This window comes from Nonomuraea endophytica, assembly GCF_014203235.1.
Taxonomy (GTDB): domain Bacteria; phylum Actinomycetota; class Actinomycetes; order Streptosporangiales; family Streptosporangiaceae; genus Nonomuraea; species Nonomuraea endophytica.
In genome coordinates, this window is record NZ_JACHIN010000006.1 from 288272 (window position 1) to 306991 (window position 18720).

Consider the following 18720-nt stretch of genomic DNA (forward strand, 5'->3'; position numbering starts at 1 on the left):
TTCCGGCCACGGCCGCAGCAGTCCGTGGAATCCGGATAAAGTCGGCCAGGTTGGGAGGAGGGCAAGCGTGGTGACAACCGCGTCGGTGCTCACGCCGGCGGTTGTCGTCGTGGCGGCGGTGGTGACCCTGGTGAACGTCCAGGAGTTCAAACGCCGGTGGCTCTCCGCCCACCTGGCCAGGGAGATCACGCGACCGGTCTACCGCACGTACAGTCCGGGCCTGGTGGCGCTCCTCGGGGCCTTGGGGGCCGGGGTCGCCTTCCTTCTGTCCCCGCCGCTCGCCCGGCTCGGGCACGCCGGCACGGCGGGGATCGTGCTCATCGCCGCCGCCGGGCTCGCCCTCGGCGTGGCCGGGCTGAGCTTTCTCGGGCTCGGCGCCGCGGTCCACGCGCTGCTGTGGCCGCCCGACCCCCTGGTCGTGTACTGGTGGGCGGCGCCGCTGGTCGCGGGCGGCATCCTGAGGTTCCTCCATCTCGCCGAGCACGACCGGCGCGGCGCGTGGGGGCTGGTCGCGGCGGTGAACAGGAACGGGCCGGTCATCATGGGCACCGCGCCGGCCGAGCCGTTCTGGCGGGCCGCCGGGCTGCTGGCGGGGCTCGCGCCGCTCGCCGCCGTGGTCGCCGCCGGGCAGGGGTTCAGCCCGGCCGACCGGGCCGCCCTGGCCGCCGCGGCGGTGCTCGTGGCCGGCCAGACCGCCTGGACGGACCTGCGGAGCCGGGCCGTCCCCGAACGGCTCGCCCGGCTGGGCCGCCTGGCCGGGGCCGCTCTGCTTCGCGCCGGCACGGTCGTGCTGGCGGCCGGGCCGGTGGGCGCCGCCTGCGCGGATTTATGGAGCCGCGGCCCCACCGGTGTCTCCGGAGGGCTGCTCCTCGCCGCGTGGGCGACCCTGCCGTGGCTGCTCCTCGACCTCGCCTTCCGCCTCGGGCGTAGCGTGCCGGCGCCCGCGCGGGTCCTCGCGACGCTGATCCGCGTCCCCTTGACCGGCGGCTTCGCCGCCGTCGCGCTGGCCGTCTTCCACCCGCGTCCCGGATTCGCCGTCGCCGCCCTGCTTCTGGCCGCGGCGGAGACCGCGACGCTGGCGGCGGGCCGCGGACGGGCCGCTCCGTTGTACATCTCCTACCGGTCCGCCACGGGCTTCCTGACCGGCAATCCCGACCGCGCCCGGAACCTGGCCGGGAAGTGGCTGCGCGACGCGATACTCAACCGCCCGGCCCGGCCGGACTTCAACCTGATCCGCGCCCTCGGCAAGCGCGCGGCGCTCGCCGCGCGCGGCGACAGCACCGGAGATCCCGCGCACCGGACCGGCCTGGACGCCCTGTGCTGGGCCGATCTCGCCGACCGGCTTCTCGACCTGGTCGACAGCGAGGTACGCCCCCGTTACCCCGGCAGGCACCGGGCCCGGCTGGACCTCGCCGCCGGCAACGCCCGCGCGGACGTGTCCTGGAGTCGCGCGATCGTCCTCACCCATGCGGCGGCCTGGGACGAGGCATGCCGCCAGTGGGGTGACTGCGCGACCCGTCGCATGCTTCTCGGCCATCCCGCGCACGAGTTGTTCGCCCGCGCCATGATCACCATTCTGCTCGTCCGGCTCGGCCGGACCGCCGACGCCGCGAGGGCCTTCGACCGGCTGGGCCGGGCGGCGACGCCTGTCCCCGTCTTACGGGCGTGCGTCGCGCTGGCCGGAGCGGCGCTCACCGGCGGCCCGGCCCTCCCGGTGCCGCCGGTGACGGCCCGTGCTCTGCGCTCCGCCTGGTGGGGCGAGCCCGGCGGCCGGCTGCGTTCGTACTGGACAGCCGACGAAAGCGCCCTGATCCTGCGCGCCGTCACCGCCGCGGACGTGGCGAGATGACCGGCTCACGCTCCTCCCGCGCGTTCTACCTCTACGCGGCGCTGCTGCCGCTCGCCACGACCGTCGTCGCCCTGATCTTCGGACGGGTCGGCCGCCCGGACGTCACGATCGCCGCCACCGTGTTCGTCACCGCGAACTACGCGCTGCAGTACCGCTCCTACATGGTCCTGACGGAGCCCATGCGCGTGCTGAGGCTCCAGAGCGAGCTGTCCTTCATAGGCATGCAGGTCCTCGGCGGCATGTTCCTCGGCAGCCTGGTCGGGAAGCTGTGGGATCTCCTGCCCGCGCTGCACGGCGACGAACTGTGGATCGCCCTCGCCGTCACCCTGGCGCAGATGCTCACCGGGCCCGTCTACAAGCTCCGGCTGCTTCCCCTCGTCTGGGTGCTGTCCAGCCCTTACCGGGTCCTGTTCGACAAGGGTGTCCTGCTGTTCTACGCCGCGATCATCACCTCCTCTCCCGGGTTGCTGTGGCTGGCGTTGTGGCTGGCGCTCTTCGACCTGCCCGGCTCGCTGACCATGGCGATCCAGTCGCGTTACCCGGGATGGGAGGCACGGGCCAACGACGCCCACCAGTACCTCGTCAGTGACACCGTGACCCGGCGGAGCCTGTTCGAGGAGCCCTGGCTGAGAGACTTCGTGCGCGACCGGCCGGACCGTCCCGACCTCGGCTTCATCCACACGCTCGCCAACGAGGCCACCCGTTCGGTTCAGCAGACGCGCGCCATGACCCTCGACCTCAACGGGCTCAGCGCTTTCACCACCACCCCCGGACTGCGCTCCCTCGAGTGGGTCGACGCCGCGCTCGCCCTCCTCGACCGTGCCGAGTCCGCGATCCCCCGCACGCCGGAGGCCCGCCGCCGGGTCCGGCTCGCCCGCGCCCACTGCGCCTATGCCCGGTCCCTCGTGTACTTCGCCACCGGCCACCGCGACGAGTTCCGTGCGGGGTTCACCGAGGCGTGCGCGATCTGGCGGCAGGAGGGCTATCTGGATCTCGTCGCCGCGGAATGCGCGCTGGTCTACCTCAGCTCCAGCGGCGAGAAGCTGTTCCTCCTGCTGACGCCCGCCGACGGCCTCGCCCTCCTCGACCCCCTGCTCGACGACCCCGCCCTCAGCCCCCTCGCCCGGCGCCGCACCCTGCTGGCCGCCTCCCTCGTCCACCGGGAACTCGGCGATCCCGAACGCGCCGCGCGGCTGAAGACCGAGGGCTTCGCGCGGCGAAGCCGCCCCCGCGACGGCCGCCGCCTCCTGCGCCAGTACCGAGCCGCCGGCATCCCGCGCAGGCGGTCGGCGATCGCCACCGCGGACCGGCTCCTCGCCCTGGCGACCGGCCCCTTCGCCGACATCACCCAGTTCGCCCCCTCCAGCGCCCCTGCCATCGCCCTGGACAGCTGGCCGCCCAGCCAGGCGCGCGACCGCGCCGCACTCGGCCTGCGGATGTGGGATCTGGGCCGCCGCGACCAGGCCCACGCGCTCCTCATGGAGGCCGTCCGGATGCTGCGGGCCGGCGACCAGCTGGTCACCGCGTTCTACGTCCTGCTCGAACTGGGCCGCGCCCAGCACGCCAGCGCCCCCTCCCGCGCCTATCGCACCCTCGGCCAGGCCGCCGAGGTCTATGAGACGCTCCGGACGCGGATTCTCGACGACGAGGTACGGCTCAGCACGGGCGCCCCCATCGAACGCCTCACCCTGCTCACCCTCGACCTGCTCCTGGACGCGCCGGCGGGCGACGGCGAGTCCTGGCCCACGGCGCCACGCGCGGCGGCGTTCGCCCTGGTCGAACGGGCCCGTTCCCGCGGGCTGCTGGAGTTGCTCGGCACCACCGTCCCGCCCGGCGGCGCCGCCCCACCCGGCCTGCTCGCCGCCGAGGCCGAGGCGCGGCGGGCCGTCGCCGACCGGCGGGCCGACCTCGCGGCCGCGGGCGGCGGCGAGGTCGCGCTGCGTGGCCTGCGCGACGCCCTGTCGGCCCTCTCGGCGGCCCAGGACCGCATCGCCGCCGTCGACCTGGCGGGCGAGGAGTATGTGAACCTGTCCCGCGGCGCGCCCCTCACCTTCGCCGAGGTGAAGGAGCTGCTGCGACCCGAGGAGTCCGGGTGAGAACCGTTCTGGCCGAGTATCTCGTCACCGAGCGGGAGACCTTCCTGTTCCTCGCGGACGCCGAGGCCGACGAACCGCGCACCGAACGTGTCCCGCTGACCCGCGACGACCTGCGCACGCACATCACCGACCTGGCGGCCGCCCTGCACGCGGGCCGTACCTCATCGGCTGAAGGCCCGCTGGCCGCGCTCATCGCCCCGCTCGCGCAGGTCAGCGCGCCCGGCGACCTCCTCTGGATCGTGCCGCACGACACCCTGCACTATCTGCCGTTCGGCATGCTCCCCCTGGACGGCGCTCCCCTGGCGGCCCGCAACCCGACGTGCACCACGCCCAGCGCCACCGTCATGCGGTACTGCCAGGCCAAGCACGACCCGTCGCGGCGCCGCGTGCTCGCCTACGCCGACACCGCGCCCGCCCGGCCGCTGCCCCACGCCCGCCGCCAGGCGGAGGGGCTGGCCCGTGTCTTCGGCGACGACGCCGTCGTCCGGCTCGGCCCGCACGCCACCTCCGCCGCTCTCGACGCCGACCTCGGCCGCGAACCCGCGCGGATCGTCCACTTCGGCTGCCACGGAACGTTCGTTCCCGAGTCGCCGCTCCGCTCCGGCATCACGCTCGCCGACGGCGAGCTCACCGCCGAGCGCATACTCGGCCGCTCCCTGCGCGCGGACCTCGTCACGCTCAGCGCGTGTGAGAGCGGTGTCAACGCCCGCCGTCCCGGCGACGAACTCGTCGGCCTCACCCGTTCGTTGATCTACGCGGGGGCGGCCTCGGTCCTCGTCACCCTCTGGGTCGTCGACGAGCTGTCGACGAGCCTGCTGATGGCCGACTTCTACCGCGAGCTCGCGGGCGGCGCGGGGAAGGCGGTCGCGCTGCGGCGTGCGCAGAACACGCTGCGGTCGATCACCGGTGAGGAGGTGATCCGCCGGTGCGAGCGGGAGCCCGGTTCCCACGCCGAGGACATCGCCGACGTCCGGTTCCGGTGTGGTGACTTCGCCGCCGCCCGCGACGCCTACGGCCTGCTCCTCGACGCGATCGACCCGGACGACGAACGGGCCGCCCGTCTCCAGGCGGCGGAGACCCGCAGCAGGTGGGCGGCCTCCGCGGCGGATCGTGCCCCCGACTACACGCGGCGGATCTACAGTAATCCCTACCATTGGGCCCCCTTCGTATTGGTTGGTGACTGGCGATGAGCCCGACCTTGCTGTCGGAGGCCGACGGCTTCTTCACCGCCCTGCCCTGGCGGATGGAGCTCGGCACGGCGCGCACGGCGCTGGCGGCCGGCGGCCTCGGGATCGTCCACGACGACGCCGGGCACCCGGTCGCGGCCGTCCGGCACGCCGACCTGGCCGACGTCGCCGGGCCCGACCTGCGCGCGGCGGTGTCCCGCCTGGCGCCGGTCATCGAGGTCGACGCCGACGTGACCATCGCCGAGTTCGCCGCCTCGCCCGCCGTCACCCTTCTCGACCTCGGCGCCAGGGTCCTCGTCCTGCGGGACGGGGAGCGTACGGTCGGGGTCGTCCCCGCCGAAGTGTTCGCCGCGCACCTCGCGTCACCGGACTACACGCCACCGGCGCCCGTCATGGCCGGAGCGGGCGGCCTCGGCGACGCCACCCTGCCCGGACAGCCGCGTACCGGGCTGGCGCCCGTCGTCTGCCGGGAACCCGGCTGCGGTCACCTCAACCGGCTCGCCCACTACCGGCACGGCGCGCCGCCCTGGTGCCAGCGCCCGGAACCACCCCGCCACCGGCTGCTGATGGGCGGCTGAGACGTGCTCGGCGCCGTCGTCAAGGAGGCCGGGGGGCTGCTCGACCGCCGCTTCTTCCTGAACGGCCTGCTTCCCATGCTGGCGTTCCTCGGATGCTGCCTGCTCACCGTGGCCGCCGCGAGGGGCGGAGTCGCCGGCGCGGTGGCCGCCTGGCAGCGGCAGGGCGCCACCATCAAGACCGTTCACGTCCTGGCGTTCCTCGTCGTCGCGCTGCTCGCGGCGGCGTGGCTGGCCAGTGCCGCGACCACGCTCGTCCGGCTCTACGAAGGCTATTGGCCCGGCCGGATCGGCCGTCCGTTACGGGCCCTCGGCCTGCGCTGGCACCGCCGCCGGATGAGCGCCCTCGACCCCGGCGACGACGCGGACTACGCCCGTCTCCACACCAGCTATCCGAGCGACCCCGCCGAGGTCATGCCGACCCGCCTGGGCAACATACTCAAGAACGCCGAACTCCATCCCGAGGACCGCTACGGCCTCGACGCCGTCGTCATCTGGCCGCGCCTGTATCCCCTTCTCCCCGAGGAGCAACGCGCCGCCCTCGTCGCCGCCCGCACCGAACTGGAGTTCTTCCTCACGGTCTCCGCCCTCGCCGCCGTCTACAGCGCCGCCTCCGGGATCTTCCTGGTCGTCGCCGGGGCCGCCCCCGGGCTGTTCCTGCTCTGCCACACGGCCGGCGGCGTCGTCGCCCTCCTCGCCTACCGGGCCGCGCTGCCCAGCGCGCGGCTCTACGGCCAGCAGGTCAAGGTCACCTTCGACGTCCACCGCGACCTCCTGCTCAAGGCGACCGGCCAGCATGACCCGGAAGGCTTCGACGAACGTCTTCGCTGGCAGGCGCTGGCCCGCCACTGGTACCGCGGCATCCCGCTCGCGGCCACCTTCGACGCGGCCACCTTCGAGGGGGCCGCGGGCGACGACCCGGTCCCCGACGAGCCGCCCGCCCCTCCCCGCCGGGCCCTTCTCCCGGCGGCCGTCGTCCTCGCCGCCCTCCTGCTCACGAGCGCGCTCGGCGCCCTGCTCCTGCGATGATTCCGGGTGAAGGTACGCCCCGGTTCCGGCGCACGTGCCGGAACCGGGGCTTGGGTCGTCAGCCGAACATGCCGACCTGGTACTCCCCGGCCGCCTGCCGCGTGATCGCGTTGGCCCGGTTGAAGGCGTTGGTGATCGCGATCACCGCACCAGGGCCGTCAGCTGCGTTTCGTCGTAGTGCTCGGCGGCGTTCTGCCAGGCCTCGTCGGTGACGGCACCGGGTGTGTCGGCCAGGCGGGTGCCCTGCTCGGCCAGGTCCAGCGCGGCGCGCTCGGCATCGGTGAAGAGGGCCGCCTCCCGCCAGGCCGCCACCAGGTTCAGCCGCGTCGGGCTCTCACCCGCGTGCGCCGCCTCCTTGGTGTGCATGTCCACGCAGAAGCCGCATCCGTTGATCTGGCTGACCCGGATCTTCACCAGTTCCTGCGTCGCCCGCGGAACTCCCGCCTTGGCCACCTCGATCTGCGCCGCGACCATGTGCTGGCGGACTTTGTGCGCGAGCGGGATGCCGAGAAAGTTCAACCGGGCTTCCATGGAGGACTCCTTCGTCGTGATCCGTGACTACGCCGCACAGACGAAACGACCTCGCGGAAGTGTGACACGCGCCCGGCCCGGTGGGCTCAAGGTGTCGTGCAGGCGGGCTCGCCGGTCTGGGCCGGTACGCTCACCGCGTCCCAGGCGGCCTTGACGGTGACGCAGGCCGGGTCGGCCGGGCCGTACAGGTCGATGGCGGACGTGACGGAGGCGGTGCGGACGTGGACGTAGCGCCAGGCGGATGTTTTGCGCAGGAGCGACAGCATGAAGACGCGGCCCGCCTTGACCAGGCCGACGCCGGTCACCGAGGCGGGGCCGCCGGCGCAGATCGGGCTGGCCGGTTTTCCGCCGCCGGGCGCGCTGCCCTCGGCCAGCAGGTAGAACCAGTGGCGCATGGGGCCGGAAGCCGCGTGGACCTCGGTGTTCGGGATCTGGGCGCTGTAGCAGTTGGGGTGGCCGTCCAGGCCCGGGTTGTAGGTGTGGCGGAGTGGCGCGCCGCCGATCGGGTCGTACTCCTCGCCGATCACGTAGTCGGGCAGGTCGGCGAGGCTGTTGGCGTACCACTCGGTGAGGGTGCCGAAGATGTCGGCGGAGCCCTCGTTGATGCCGCCGTTCTCGTTGCCCGCACCGGTACCGCCGGGTGTGGTCTGGTAGACGACGTGGCCGTACTGGTGGCCTACCAGGTCCAGCTGGGTCGGGAAGCTGTCGCTGCCGGGGAAGTCGACGGTGGTGCCGGGGACGGGCGAGCGCGTCATGATCCGGGCGGGGGCGCCCCGGCCGCTGCCGTTGATGCCGTTGCGGCCCAGCCAGTCGCGCAGCATGTCCCACATGCGCTGCACGCCGTACAAGACGTCGACGCAGGCGCTGACGGTGTCGTTGCGCCGGCCGTTTCCGATCGTGGAGCCGACCGGCACTCTGACGGGGGTCGTGCCGTTGACGCCACAGGAGATGCCCGGACGTAATGGGTCGGTCAGGACGTAGTACCCGCCGGATTCGGTGACGTCGATCTGGACTCCGCCGTTGTAGTGGCCGATTCCGGAAGCCGGGACGAAGGTCAGGGCGAGGCTTATGGCCGCCGTGAACGCTGTCGCCGCATAGACAGGAAGCTTCATGATGCTCCTTCCAGGGGCTTGTGGCGTCTGGAGGTTAAGATCGGCCCGACCGGCCGTCAACCCGCCGCTTGGGCCTCCCCGTGGACGGTATGGATGCCCAGATGATCACGCGGCCATGACCGCTTCGGCGGGCAGGCGGCGGGCGAGCCGTACCACCGTGAGCGCGGCCGCGGCCAGCAGCACGCCGAGCGTCGCCCACAGCAGCGGCGGCGCCGAGGTGAGCAGCGCCGAGAACCCGGCCGGCGCGACGACGGCGGCGACCGCCCAGGTCAGCTGGTAGATCGCCAGGTAGCGCCCGCGCATCGCGGGCGGCGCGGCGCCGGCGGCCAGCGCCCAGGAGGGGACGGTGTGCATGAGTTCGCCCACGGTGAGGATGAGCGTGGCCGCGACGAGCCCGCCGATCCGCACCGGCCCCGGTGGCAGCAGCGCCGCCGCGGCGTAGGCGCCGCACGCCGCGATGAGCACCGCCCCGCCCAAAGCCAGCGAGTGCGTACGGCGGGCCGCCCGCTGCAGCCGCCGGACCGGCAACTGCCCCGAGGCCACCAGAAAGGTGTTGAGCGCGTAAAGCACCCCGAGCACGGCGGCCGGAGCCCCGAGCACCGTGACCGCGTAGATCGGCAGCGCGACAGGAAGGATCATGTGCGCGAGCGTGAACGCCTGCTCCGCCCCCACCAGCGCGATGAACGGCCGATCGCCCAGGACCTGCCGGTAGCCGCCGCGCGGACCGGCGTCCCCGGCCGCCTGCACCCGTGGCCCCGAGAGGATCAGACAGGTAGAAGCCACCACGAAACTGACCGCGTTCACCACCGCGATGACCGTGAACCCGACGCCACCGGCCAGCGAGACCGCCCCGGCCGACAGCAGCCCGCCCAGGCCGAAGGCGACGTTGCGGGCGGTGGCCATGAGCGCGTAGAGCCGGTCGCGCCGCGCCCCGTCGGCCAGGACCGCGACGTAGCTGGCCGAGGCCGGATAGTAGGCCCGGTCCCCCACCGCGACCAGCGCCGCGACGATGATCAACGCGGTGAACCCGTCCACGACCGGGTAGGCGGCGAACGCCAGCGCGCGCAGCACGTACGTTCCCACCAGCACGCTGCGCGCGTCGAAACGGTCGATCAGGATGCCCGCGACCGGGTTGGCGGTCAGCCCGGCCGCGGCCGCCACCGTCACGCCGAGACCGACCACGGCCATGGACAGGCCGGTGACCTCGTGGATGAACAGCAGCGTGAGCGGGACGTAGAGGCCGCTGCCCAGCGCGTCGACGGACATCCCCGTCAGGAACGCCCGCTCGCCCCGGACACGTGCGGAAGACGTGACAGGCATGCGGGCCAGTCTCACGAGATCACCTGTCCGGCGGATCAGCCTTTGTGCCCGTGCGCGCTAGGTCGTTGGTCCTAGGCACACCCGGGTTCCCGGACGCGCAGCGCGATGTATCCCTGGCCGGGAAAGGCACGAAATTTCGCGCCATCGAGGAAGAAGTACCGGGTGTCCGGTGTGGGGCGGCTGTAAGCCGTGACCGTTTCGCTCACGCCGAGGATCCCGACCGCGTTGACGATGAACGGCAGCGTCTTCTCGCTGTGCACCAGGCCGATGTCGATCTGCCGCGGGGTGGGCTCCCAGTCCTGGGGCATCCTGGCCATGAGCGCGTCCCGCGTACCGGCGCGCAGGAGCGGCCCGTAGTCCGGGTCGGCGATGGCCTGACGAGCGTAGGCCAGCCCGCGACGGTACTCGGCGGTGCCCGCCCACTCGGCGAACTCGCTGACGCGCAGGCCCGGCAGGCCGGCGGTGTCGCGGGCGCGCCGGATCCTGGCCGCCATCTGGCTGATGTCGGCGCGGGCCCTGCGGTAGGCGTGATGTTCCGGGCGGCCGCGGGCGAGATAGGTCGCTGCGGTCATCTCCAGGTCGGAGACCAGCACGTCGACCCTTTTGACCGCCTGAACCGCCCATCGGAACGTCGCCGCCAGCCGGGCGGCCGAGAAGTAGGGGTTTCCCGGGCTGACCAGCAACGTGATGTGCTCCCGCCCGGCCAGGATCCGGGCACAACGGGCACTGCACGGCTCGACGTCGACGAGCGGGGTTCCCGCGAGATGGTTCATCTCTCCGTGTCTTCCCCGCGCGCCGGGCGCTGATGATCAGCGGGCGGCAAAGATCACGGCCCTCGCGCTTCCGGCCGTGGTCGCTCAGGGGCTGTCCCAGCCGGAGACGAACCAGCGGACCGCGCCGGTGGCCGGGTCGTACATCCGCCGGTTCATCGTGCCGGTGTTGCCGCCGTACACGTGGATCCCCACGGTCGGCTCGTCACCGACGGCGGTGACGGCGTGCACGTCGTCGTCGGTCGTACAGCACACGGTGACGTCGCCGCGCTCCCACACCTGCTCACCGGCCGGAGTCAGGGCTCCACCCGATCCGTCCGCGGCCGGCTCTACGCCGTCACCTGCGGCGACCCGCCCGCCATCACCGCCGTGCTGGCGACTCTCACCGAGGCGTCTGCCTGAACCTCTTCGCGCCAACTGTTACAAGTGTTATAGTCATAGGCAAACAGTTGGAGGTGGCCATGTCCGACTATGCCGCCCAGGGGCGCGTACGCCGCCTGGTTCTCGCCGCTCTTGGCCCGCCGCTCGTGGTGCTCGTGCCGATGCTGCTGGTCGCCACAGTGGGCGAGCGCCTGCCCGAGAGGGTCACCGTGCACTCCTGGTCGTTCGCCACCCGGATCGGCTTCACCTGGCAGGAATGGTCGGCGCAGCCGGTCTTCGGGATGATGATGTGGGCCCAGGCGCTGCTGGTCGTGGCGTTCCTCTCGTACTGGCACGTGCCGCTGGGTCAGCGCCTCGTGGTGGCGCTCGGCTGGACGGTCGGCCTGCTCATCCCGGTGGCGTACACGCTGTGGGCCCTGGGGCTGACCCCGGCGTTCGGCGGGGAGGTGCGGCCGGGCTGGCCGATGGCCGCGCAGGTCGCGGGCACGGCGGCCGCCTTCGCGCTGGGCTGGGCGGTGGGCGGGCCGCTGCCGCGCCATCCGGAGACCGACGCGGTTCCGCCGCCGTGGTTGCGGAGCATGCCGATCGGGGCGGCGCAGCGGGTGATGTTCGTGACCCGGTCGTGGTCGGCGCGCCGGCTCGTGACCGGTGCGATGCTGGTCGGCCTGGCGCTGTGGCTCGGCTTCTGGCCGCTGATTCTGTGGGCCGTGTTCGAGGCCGCGCAGGCGCGTACCCGGCTGCAGATCGACGCCGGCGGCCTCAGCGTGACGCTGCCGTGGGTCGGACTACGGCGCACGGTGCCGTGGACCCGCGTCCGGCACGCCGACGTGATGAGCGAGCCGCCCAAGGGCCGCTACAAGCTGGACGACGGCGGCTGGGGATGGGGCGCGCTGTCCGGCAAGGGCCCGGTGCTGGTGGTGTCGCTGGCCGACGACCGCCGCCTGGCCTACTCCACGAGCCAGGCCGGCACCGCGGCCGCGCTGGTCAACGGCTGGCTGCACCGGTTGCGGGCGGGCTCGTGCTGATCACCGTGGACTTCGCCTCGGCCCAGCCGCTGTCGGACCAGGTCGCGGGCGCGGTGCGCACCGCTCTGGCCGACGGTACGGCGGCGCCGGGCGACCGGCTGCCCTCGGCCCGCAACGTGGCCGCCAGCCTGGGCATCAACCTGCACACCGTGCTGCGCGGCTACCAGCAACTGCGCGACGAAGGGCTGGTGGAGCTGCGCCGGGGCCGCACCGCGGTCATCTCGGGCACCACCGACCGGTTGCGCCTTCGCCTGGAGGCCGCCGCACGGGAGTTCGCCGCCACCGCCCGGCAGGCCGGCGCGAGCGACGAGCAGGCCATGGCCGCCGCCCAGGCCGCGCTGCGCGACCTTCCCTGATCACCCCGCCGTGCCCGGCGCGGTGGGGCGCCGGGCACGCGGGTGGCCCGGGCAGGTGGGGGGCGAGCCTGCCCAGGGCCGGGAGGTGGCTTATCCGGTGACGAGCGTCAGGCCGTAGGTCTGCAGGATCTCGTTGACCGGCTGGTGGTAGGTCGTGCCTCCGCTGGTGCAGTTGCCCGAGCCGCCGGAGGTGACGCCCTGGGCCTGGCTGCCGGAGATGAACGAGCCGCCGGAGTCACCGGGCTGGGCGCACGCGCTGGTGCGGGTCAGGCCGGTGATGGTGCCTTCGGGGTAGCGGACGGAGGCGTTGTGCTGCTGGATGGTGCCGCAGCGCCATCCCGTGGTGGAGCCGGAGCGGCAGATCGAGGAACCGACCGAGGCCTGGGTGGAGCCGCGGACGATGACGTTCTGGCCGCCGGAGCCGCGTACCCACGGACGGACGGTGTTGCCGGGGGCGGCGACCCACGCGTAGTCGTTGCCGGGGAAGGACGAGCCCTGGAAGGTGCCGGTCGGCTGGGTGGTGCGCGCGCCGGTACGGCCGCAGTGGCCGGCGGTCACGAAGCCGGGGGTGGCGCCTCGGGTGACGGAGAAGCCGATCGAGCAGCGGGTGCCGGAGCCGATGTAGTACGCGGCGCCGCCGACGATGTTGATGAACGGCTGGGGACTCTCCGCCGACGTGGTGATCTGGACGGCGCTTCTGTCGACGCCGGCCCGGGTGACGAACGCGTCGGCGGCCCGCTGGGTGGGGGCGGCGACGATGACGGTGTTGGTGCTGACGTCGACGTACCAGAGGCTCGCCCGTCCGGAGGCGGCCCGGTCGAGCTGGTCCTTGACGGCGTTGAGCTGGGCCAGGGTGCGGGAGACGACGACCGGCTGCGCGCCCTGGGCTTCGATCGACGCGGTCGCCGCCTGGTCGGTGGTGGCGACGTTCAGCGTGGACGCGTCGGCGTTCAGCCAGGCGCCCGCGTAGCTGGCGCCGAGCTGGGTGGAGAGCTTCGCCTCCGCCGCGGCGGCGCGCTGCTCGTTGGCGAGGCGGGTGTGCACCTGCTGTTCGGTGAGGCCGAGGTCCCGCTCCATGGCGTCGACCATGGCCGGCGGGGCCTGCTCGGGGGCTGCGGACGGGGGGTCTGCTTGGGCGGCGGTGGCCAGGCCCGCTAAGCAGATCGCGGCGATGGTGGTACTGACGAGTACGGTTTTACTCGACATTTCCACTCCTTTCGGGGGGTGGTGTCAAGCTAGCCGCTGATCTTCGGACTTCGCAGTCCCAAAGAGACCCCTTCATCGCGTTATGAGCGTCCCTTGAGGTGCCGTTAAGGATCATGTCAAGATATATTGACATTCTGGGAGTGTCAATATATCTTGACAGCATGAACGACGATCCCGCAGTGGGGCTGAAGGCCGTGGTGGCCCTGCGCAAACTCGCCGACCATCTGGAAGCGCTGCACGTGCGCAACGCCAGGCAGCGCGGATGGTCCTGGCAGGCGATCGCCGACGCACTGGGCGTCACCCGGCAGGCCGTACACCAGAAGCTCGCCCAGCGGACACAGGACTAGGAGCCGCACGATGTTCGAAAGGTTCACCCCCGACGCGCGCCAGAGCGTGCTCGCCGCGGCGAGCATGGCCGCGGAGTCGGGCGCGGCCAAGGCCGAGCCCGACCACCTGCTGCTCGCCCTGTCCCGGGCGGGCGGTGCGGGCGCCGACATTCTCACCGGCCACGGCGTCACCGCCGACGACCTGGCCGAGGCCGCCCGCGGCCCCCGGCTGCGCGCCGGGCTCACCGACGACGAGGCCGACGCGCTCGGCTCGGTCGGCATCGACGTCGAACAGGTCTTCCGCCGCATCGAGGAGACCTTCGGGCCCGGCTCGCTCGACCAGCCGGACTCGCCGCCTTCCCGCAAGCCCGGCCGGGTCGGCGGGCCGTACAGTCCACAGGCCAAGAAGGTCCTGGAGATCAGCCTGCGCGAGGCCAAGGCGCTGGGCGCGCGCGAGATCGGCACCCCGCACCTGCTGCTCGCGCTGCTCCGGCTGGGGGTGTCCCCGCCGCTGGCGGCCGTGCTGGCCGGGCGCGGGGTGACCTATGACGGGGTACGGCGTGACGCGGGCGAGACGACGTGAACACCAGAGCGCTGCTGGGCTGCGGAGTCGTCGCCGGCCCGGTGTTCGTCGCCTCGTTCCTGCTCCAGGGCGCCGTCCTGGCGGGCTACGACCCGCTCCGGCATCCGGTCAGCTCACTCGCGCTGGGGCCGTACGGATGGGTGCAGTCCGCCAGCTTCATCGGCTGCGGCCTGCTCGTGGTCGCCCTCGCCGTCGCGCTGACCGGCCTGTGGGGGCGCCTGCTGCTCGGCGTCTGGGGGCTCAGCCTCGTCGGCGCCGGGGTCTTCATCACCGACCCGGTCGGCGGCTACCCGCCCGGCACTCCCCCGCTGTCCGACTACACCACCTCCGGGCTGCTGCACGACCTGTTCGCCATTCCCACCCTGGTGGCCCTGCCGATCGCCTGCCTCGTCCTGGCCCGCCGATTCGGGCGCGCGTGGACGGTCTATTCGCTCGTCACGGCGGCGGTGTTCCCCGCGCTCTGGATTCTGGCCGGTCTGGGCTTCCAGCAGGACCCCTCGCTGGTCGAGGTGGCGGGGCTGTTCCAGCGGGCGGCGATCACCACCGCGTGGGCCTGGATCACCGCCCTCGCCGTGACCCTTCGTCAGAGCGGCCCGCGGCCCGCGCGAACCGGCACGTTCGCGGATCTCCGGCCTCCCTCCTCCTGACCCCCCACCCCGCACTCGACACCGTGGAGCCGTGCGTCGACTGGCCCACTCCACGCCACGGCCCGGCGCTGCGCTCGGTCCCTGTGCTGGTGATGGCCGGAAAGCGGGTAACACTGACCTGGGCGGAGTTCTCCACCGAACCGGCGCTGTCCGGCGTCCCGTTCGGCGAAGGGCTTCTGATGGGCTCCGCGGCGGATTCCTGAGCCGCCGGCGACGAGGATCATGCCGCCTCCCGCTCGTGGTGTGCGGCGAGCCAGGCCTGGAGGGTCAGCAGGCCGGGATGCAGGTCCCGCAGGGCGGGGATGTCGGCCTGGTATCCGGACTCGCCGAACCAGAACAGCATCCGCGCCTCCTTGCCCATCACCCGCAGCATGAGCTTGGGCACGCGTGGATACCGGCCGCTGCGCCGCTCACGCAGCCCGTCCCAGCCTTCTTCGCGATAGCGGCGCACCCACCGGTGCCCGCACTGCCGCGAGACGCCCAGCTCCGCGGCGACATGAGCGACCGGGCGGCCATCGAACACGACACGGCGAACCAGCGAGCATCTGCCGTGAAACGTCAGCCGGGCGTTAGCGTGTGCCATCAAGACCTCCGTGCGTGGGTGAAGCGGCAAACTCCACTACGCCCGGAGGTCTTCTTCATGATCAATAACCTACGACCACGTGTCACCAAGATCTCGGCCAAGTACAGCTGGGCGAGTTGCTGCAGGCCGCCGCCCGCGCCTTCTCGCAGCGGGGGCGGGCCAGGTTCGGCGAGCACGGGCTGTCACCCGCGAGGGTGCGCCTGCTGACGACCCTGCATCACCGGCCGGGCAGCAGGATGCGCGACCTCGCCGACGTGCTCGGCGTCAGCGGCCGGGCGGTGACCCCGCTGGTCGACGCCCTGGAGTCCGACGGCCTCGTCGCCAGGACCACCGACCCAGACGACCGCCGGGCCCGGCTGCGCCGCCCGGTGTGGCGCGCCTCCAGCAGACGCGGGACGTCGACCGCGACTCCCTCAAGATCGCCGGTGCGGGGTGATCCGGCATGGCCTTGTCCGGGAAGAGCACAGTCAGCGTGCGGCGCGCAGGCCGAGGATGTAGGTGGCGGTCAGGGCTACCTCACGGTCCTCGTCGTGGGACAGGTCCGTGAGGGCCTTGGACGCGGTGGGGCCCGGGATGTCGGCGAGCGCCTGTGTCAGGCGGCGACGTGCCGGCGGTTCGACGCCGTCTTCGGCGAGGCGGTCGGCGAGCTTGGTGGCGATGCGTTTCGCCGACGCGGGGCGGGTCGCCAGGGCGCTCAGGGCGTCGGCGGCGTCGACGTCGTTCGTCCCCTCGACGACCATGTCGATGAGCGTCGGGACCGCGTCGGCTACTCCGCGGACGCCGAGTGCCAGGGCCGCGTGCCTGCGTACCACGAGGTCGGGGGTGGTGAGGGCCTCACGCAGCAGGGTGGTCGCGCCGTCGTTCGGCATTTCCGCGATCGACTGTACGGCGCGGGCGCGCACCTCGGCCGCCGGTGAACCGAGGCCCTCCGCCAGCAGGGCCAGCGATTCCTCGCCCGACTGCGCCAGAGCCCAGCGGAGGGCTCCGGCGACGTTCGGGTCCGACTCGCTCAGCGCCGCCTCGACCAGCGCTTCCACCGGCAGCGGAACGTCGTCGACCGAGGACAGCGCCGCGCTCTGGCGTTTGCCGGCGCTCTTGGAGCCCAGCGCCTGCAGGAGTGCGACGATCTGGAAGACGTCCTCCCAGCCGCTGGGTTCCACGGCGTCGATCCGGCGCAGGCGCGTGAGCAGTTCCGTCTCGGCCGCGATGCGTTCTCGCGTCTGGCGGATGAGGTCGGCGACGAGTTCGGCGGGCGTGAAGGACGGATCTTCGAGCGCGCGTCTCACCTCGCGCAGCGACAACCCCAGCGAGCGCAGGCTCTCGATGTGGAAGATCCGCTGGATGTCCTTGCTGGAGTACTCCCGGTAGCCGGCGTGGCTACGCCCGGTCGGCCGCACGAGACCGAGCGCGTCGTAGTGCCTGAGCATGCGGGCGCTCACCCCGGACCGTCGCGCCACGTCACCGATCAGCACGGCCCGTCACTCCTCCTTGCCGGCGCCGCCGAGGGCCACGACGCGCTTGGCCTCCTCGATCGCGAACGCGAATCCGGCATCCGGATCGCGCGCCAGCCGTTCCGTGGCGATGGCGTGCGCGCGTACGCGCGGGTCGGGGTGTGTCGTCGCGGCGCGCAGCGCGGGCGCCATCGCCTCGCCGAGCGCGACGAGCGCCCGGCTGAGGCTGAGCTGCGTCTCGCGCTCGCCGCGGCCGAGCTGGGTCGCCAGCACCCCGGCCAGCTCGGGCTCCTCGCCCGACGGCACGAGCACGACCGCGGCCCGCCACGCGCTGCGCGCCACCTCGTCGTCGGCGTCGGTCAGCAGCGCCCGGGTGATCGCCGGCCACGCCCGCGGGTCCCCGATCTTGGAGAGCGTGTGCAGCGCCTGGCTGCGTGCCTGCGTACGCGCCGAGCGCAGTTCCTTGACCAGCTCCGGGACCGTCATGGACGCCGGGTGGCGGGTGAGCGCCCAGGTCAGCATGTCGCGTACGTAGAACTCGGGCTCGACCGCGGACCTTTCGACGAGCTTGTCGACGAACCGCGGGTCGGGGGTCGTGCCGACCGCCATCGCCGCGCGCAGCCGTACGGACGAGCTGCCGTCCTCCAGCGCGTGGAAGGCGCGCATCGCATCCGTGTCCTGGTTCTGCATGGTCATCGGGACCACCTCCTCGGCAACAGTGAAGACCTTGTCACTGTGTCAAGGTCAAGCGTCCTCCACCGCACCGTTCCCCACCGGGCCCGCCACCATGCTCCGGGCGACGAAGAAGGCGGGGCTGAGCTGCGGGTTTCAGCGCCACGGCGGCGGCTGCCGACACCCTAAGGGGGTGACTTTCGCAGCACACCCCCACGGATCCGGCGCTCACGGCTGGGGCGTTGGTGGCCAACCTGGAGGGCGAGGTGCCGGTCAACCGACGTGCGGGTGTGGGTGTAGGTTCCGCGGCGTTCCACCGAATGCGATCCGACAGCCTCGTCTCAGTGCTCGCTCAGTGCGAGGGGCTGAGCGCGACCAGGTTGTGCCAGAGTTCGTAGCCCACGAACACCAGCACGGGCAGGCCGAGCGCCGCCAGCAGCCGGGTCGGCCACACGGCGGGCGCGGCTTTCGGAGCGGCGGGGGGAGTGAGCTGCAGCGGCCGCGGTTCGGGGGCCGCGGTGAGCTCGGGATGGCGGGACAGGAACCCGTACGGCAGGCAGGTCACCTGAAAGGCCCCGCACTCGGGACAACTCACGCTCACCCAGGGCGGCTGAACGGTCGCCGAGCCGCGTTTCCACACGCGGATCTCCCCGCCGTGGTGATCGTCGGAGACCGTCCGTACGCTGTAGCGCTGTTCCCACATGTGCTGACACCGGTGACAGCCGAAGGACCAGATCTCTTGGCTGCTGAACTCCTCGTGCACAGGATCACCCCCGAGCAACGATGCGCCGACGATCCGAGTGTGCTCCGCTCCAGAAATGCGCGCAAGGCGAGGTTGGGTGTCACCGGGAGCCACCAAATGCTCACCAATCGTTCAGCTTAAGCGCTTACACACCCAGCTCCGCTTCGGCGATCTTGAAGATGAGGTCCAGCTCTTCGCCTCCGTGTCGGTGTGAAAGACGACCGTCCGGCGATGACAGGGCTCGTGGTCGCTGTGGGCGGGAGTCCTCCTAGGCTGGTG

The 18720-nt window shown here is 72.5% G+C and carries 20 protein-coding genes and 2 pseudogenes; 12 read left to right on the plus strand and 10 right to left on the minus strand.

Features of this window, described 5'->3' with window-relative positions; genetic code table 11:
- Positions 1 to 67 precede the first annotated feature (67 nt).
- The 5 genes from HNR40_RS23510 to HNR40_RS23530 are packed head-to-tail and all read left to right on the plus strand — an operon-like array spanning position 68 to position 6736.
- Positions 68 to 1849 carry a hypothetical protein gene (locus HNR40_RS23510; protein ID WP_184964777.1) on the plus strand — a complete coding sequence of 594 codons (1782 nt, stop codon included), beginning with the start codon at positions 68 to 70 and terminating at the stop codon, positions 1847 to 1849.
- Complete coding sequence (locus tag HNR40_RS23515) at positions 1846 to 3945, plus strand: hypothetical protein (protein WP_184964778.1); 2100 nt, start codon at positions 1846 to 1848, stop codon at positions 3943 to 3945. Before HNR40_RS23510 ends, HNR40_RS23515 begins: the two co-directional genes overlap by 4 nt.
- Positions 3942 to 5135 carry a CHAT domain-containing protein gene (locus HNR40_RS23520; protein ID WP_184964779.1) on the plus strand — a complete coding sequence of 398 codons (1194 nt, stop codon included), beginning with the start codon at positions 3942 to 3944 and terminating at the stop codon, positions 5133 to 5135. The genes HNR40_RS23515 and HNR40_RS23520 overlap by 4 nt, the downstream gene beginning before the upstream one ends.
- A complete protein-coding gene (locus HNR40_RS23525; RefSeq protein WP_184964780.1) occupies positions 5132 to 5710 on the plus strand; it encodes a hypothetical protein in 579 nt (192 codons plus the stop codon). Before HNR40_RS23520 ends, HNR40_RS23525 begins: the two co-directional genes overlap by 4 nt.
- A gap of 3 nt (positions 5711 to 5713) precedes the next feature.
- Positions 5714 to 6736, plus strand: coding sequence for a hypothetical protein (locus HNR40_RS23530; RefSeq protein ID WP_184964782.1), 1023 nt, complete (start codon positions 5714 to 5716; stop codon positions 6734 to 6736).
- Positions 6737 to 6877: 141 nt separating this feature from the next.
- Here the strand turns inward: HNR40_RS23530 and HNR40_RS23535 are convergent, their stop codons facing one another.
- From HNR40_RS23535 to HNR40_RS23555, 5 genes are all read right to left on the minus strand, one after another.
- On the minus strand, positions 6878 to 7267 hold the full coding sequence (locus tag HNR40_RS23535; RefSeq protein ID WP_312896488.1) for a carboxymuconolactone decarboxylase family protein: 390 nt from the start codon (positions 7265 to 7267) through the stop codon (positions 6878 to 6880).
- Between the two features lie 86 nt (positions 7268 to 7353).
- Positions 7354 to 8379, minus strand: a complete 1026-nt coding sequence (locus HNR40_RS23540) for a M4 family metallopeptidase (RefSeq protein ID WP_184964784.1) — start codon at positions 8377 to 8379, stop codon at positions 7354 to 7356.
- Between the two features lie 105 nt (positions 8380 to 8484).
- Complete coding sequence (locus HNR40_RS23545; protein ID WP_184964786.1) at positions 8485 to 9699, minus strand: MFS transporter; 1215 nt, start codon at positions 9697 to 9699, stop codon at positions 8485 to 8487.
- A 71-nt stretch (positions 9700 to 9770) separates the two neighbouring features.
- Entirely contained in the window at positions 9771 to 10472 is a 702-nt protein-coding gene (locus tag HNR40_RS23550; protein WP_184964788.1) for a tRNA-dependent cyclodipeptide synthase, read from the minus strand.
- 84 nt (positions 10473 to 10556) lie between these two features.
- Positions 10557 to 10748 carry a cupin domain-containing protein gene (locus HNR40_RS23555; RefSeq protein ID WP_221340735.1) on the minus strand — a complete coding sequence of 64 codons (192 nt, stop codon included), beginning with the start codon at positions 10746 to 10748 and terminating at the stop codon, positions 10557 to 10559.
- Positions 10749 to 10930: 182 nt separating this feature from the next.
- On the opposite strand from HNR40_RS23555, the gene HNR40_RS54865 reads away from it, so the two are divergent.
- Together HNR40_RS54865 and HNR40_RS23565 are read left to right on the plus strand one after the other, a co-directional pair.
- Positions 10931 to 11875, plus strand: a complete 945-nt coding sequence (locus tag HNR40_RS54865) for a hypothetical protein (RefSeq protein WP_184964790.1) — start codon at positions 10931 to 10933, stop codon at positions 11873 to 11875.
- Entirely contained in the window at positions 11869 to 12231 is a 363-nt protein-coding gene (locus tag HNR40_RS23565; protein ID WP_184964792.1) for a GntR family transcriptional regulator, read from the plus strand. The genes HNR40_RS54865 and HNR40_RS23565 overlap by 7 nt, the downstream gene beginning before the upstream one ends.
- 90 nt (positions 12232 to 12321) lie before the next feature.
- Here the strand turns inward: HNR40_RS23565 and HNR40_RS23570 are convergent, their stop codons facing one another.
- The gene (locus HNR40_RS23570; protein ID WP_246509381.1) at positions 12322 to 13437 is read right to left on the minus strand and encodes a S1 family peptidase; all 1116 of its coding nucleotides are present in this window, start codon (positions 13435 to 13437) and stop codon (positions 12322 to 12324) included.
- A 161-nt stretch (positions 13438 to 13598) separates the two neighbouring features.
- On the opposite strand from HNR40_RS23570, the gene HNR40_RS23575 reads away from it, so the two are divergent.
- The 4 genes from HNR40_RS23575 to HNR40_RS23590 are packed head-to-tail and all read left to right on the plus strand — an operon-like array spanning position 13599 to position 15196.
- Positions 13599 to 13784: a hypothetical protein gene (locus tag HNR40_RS23575; RefSeq protein WP_221340737.1), complete on the plus strand. Its 186-nt coding sequence runs from the start codon at positions 13599 to 13601 to the stop codon at positions 13782 to 13784.
- Positions 13785 to 13794: 10 nt separating this feature from the next.
- Entirely contained in the window at positions 13795 to 14346 is a 552-nt protein-coding gene (locus tag HNR40_RS23580; RefSeq protein ID WP_184964795.1) for a Clp protease N-terminal domain-containing protein, read from the plus strand.
- Positions 14343 to 14993 carry a DUF998 domain-containing protein gene (locus HNR40_RS23585; RefSeq protein WP_184964797.1) on the plus strand — a complete coding sequence of 217 codons (651 nt, stop codon included), beginning with the start codon at positions 14343 to 14345 and terminating at the stop codon, positions 14991 to 14993. The genes HNR40_RS23580 and HNR40_RS23585 overlap by 4 nt, the downstream gene beginning before the upstream one ends.
- A gap of 23 nt (positions 14994 to 15016) precedes the next feature.
- Positions 15017 to 15196 (plus strand): hypothetical protein, encoded by a 180-nt coding sequence (locus HNR40_RS23590; RefSeq protein WP_184964799.1) that lies wholly within the window; start codon positions 15017 to 15019, stop codon positions 15194 to 15196.
- Positions 15197 to 15372: 176 nt separating this feature from the next.
- On the opposite strand, the pseudogene HNR40_RS23595 reads toward HNR40_RS23590, so the two are convergent.
- A pseudogene (locus HNR40_RS23595) lies at positions 15373 to 15576 on the minus strand (helix-turn-helix domain-containing protein); the annotation flags it as partial.
- Between the two features lie 116 nt (positions 15577 to 15692).
- On the opposite strand from HNR40_RS23595, the pseudogene HNR40_RS57875 reads away from it, so the two are divergent.
- Positions 15693 to 15917: pseudogene (locus HNR40_RS57875) on the plus strand (MarR family winged helix-turn-helix transcriptional regulator); the annotation flags it as partial.
- A gap of 126 nt (positions 15918 to 16043) precedes the next feature.
- Here HNR40_RS57875 and HNR40_RS23605 read toward each other — a convergent pair.
- The 3 genes from HNR40_RS23605 to HNR40_RS23615 all read right to left on the minus strand — a co-directional run bounded on the left by HNR40_RS23605 (position 16044) and on the right by HNR40_RS23615 (position 18402).
- The gene (locus tag HNR40_RS23605; RefSeq protein ID WP_184964801.1) at positions 16044 to 17048 is read right to left on the minus strand and encodes a HEAT repeat domain-containing protein; all 1005 of its coding nucleotides are present in this window, start codon (positions 17046 to 17048) and stop codon (positions 16044 to 16046) included.
- A 6-nt stretch (positions 17049 to 17054) separates the two neighbouring features.
- Positions 17055 to 17723, minus strand: a complete 669-nt coding sequence (locus HNR40_RS23610) for a HEAT repeat domain-containing protein (RefSeq protein WP_184964803.1) — start codon at positions 17721 to 17723, stop codon at positions 17055 to 17057.
- Positions 17724 to 18051: 328 nt separating this feature from the next.
- Entirely contained in the window at positions 18052 to 18402 is a 351-nt protein-coding gene (locus tag HNR40_RS23615; protein WP_184964805.1) for a hypothetical protein, read from the minus strand.
- Positions 18403 to 18720 lie beyond the last annotated feature (318 nt).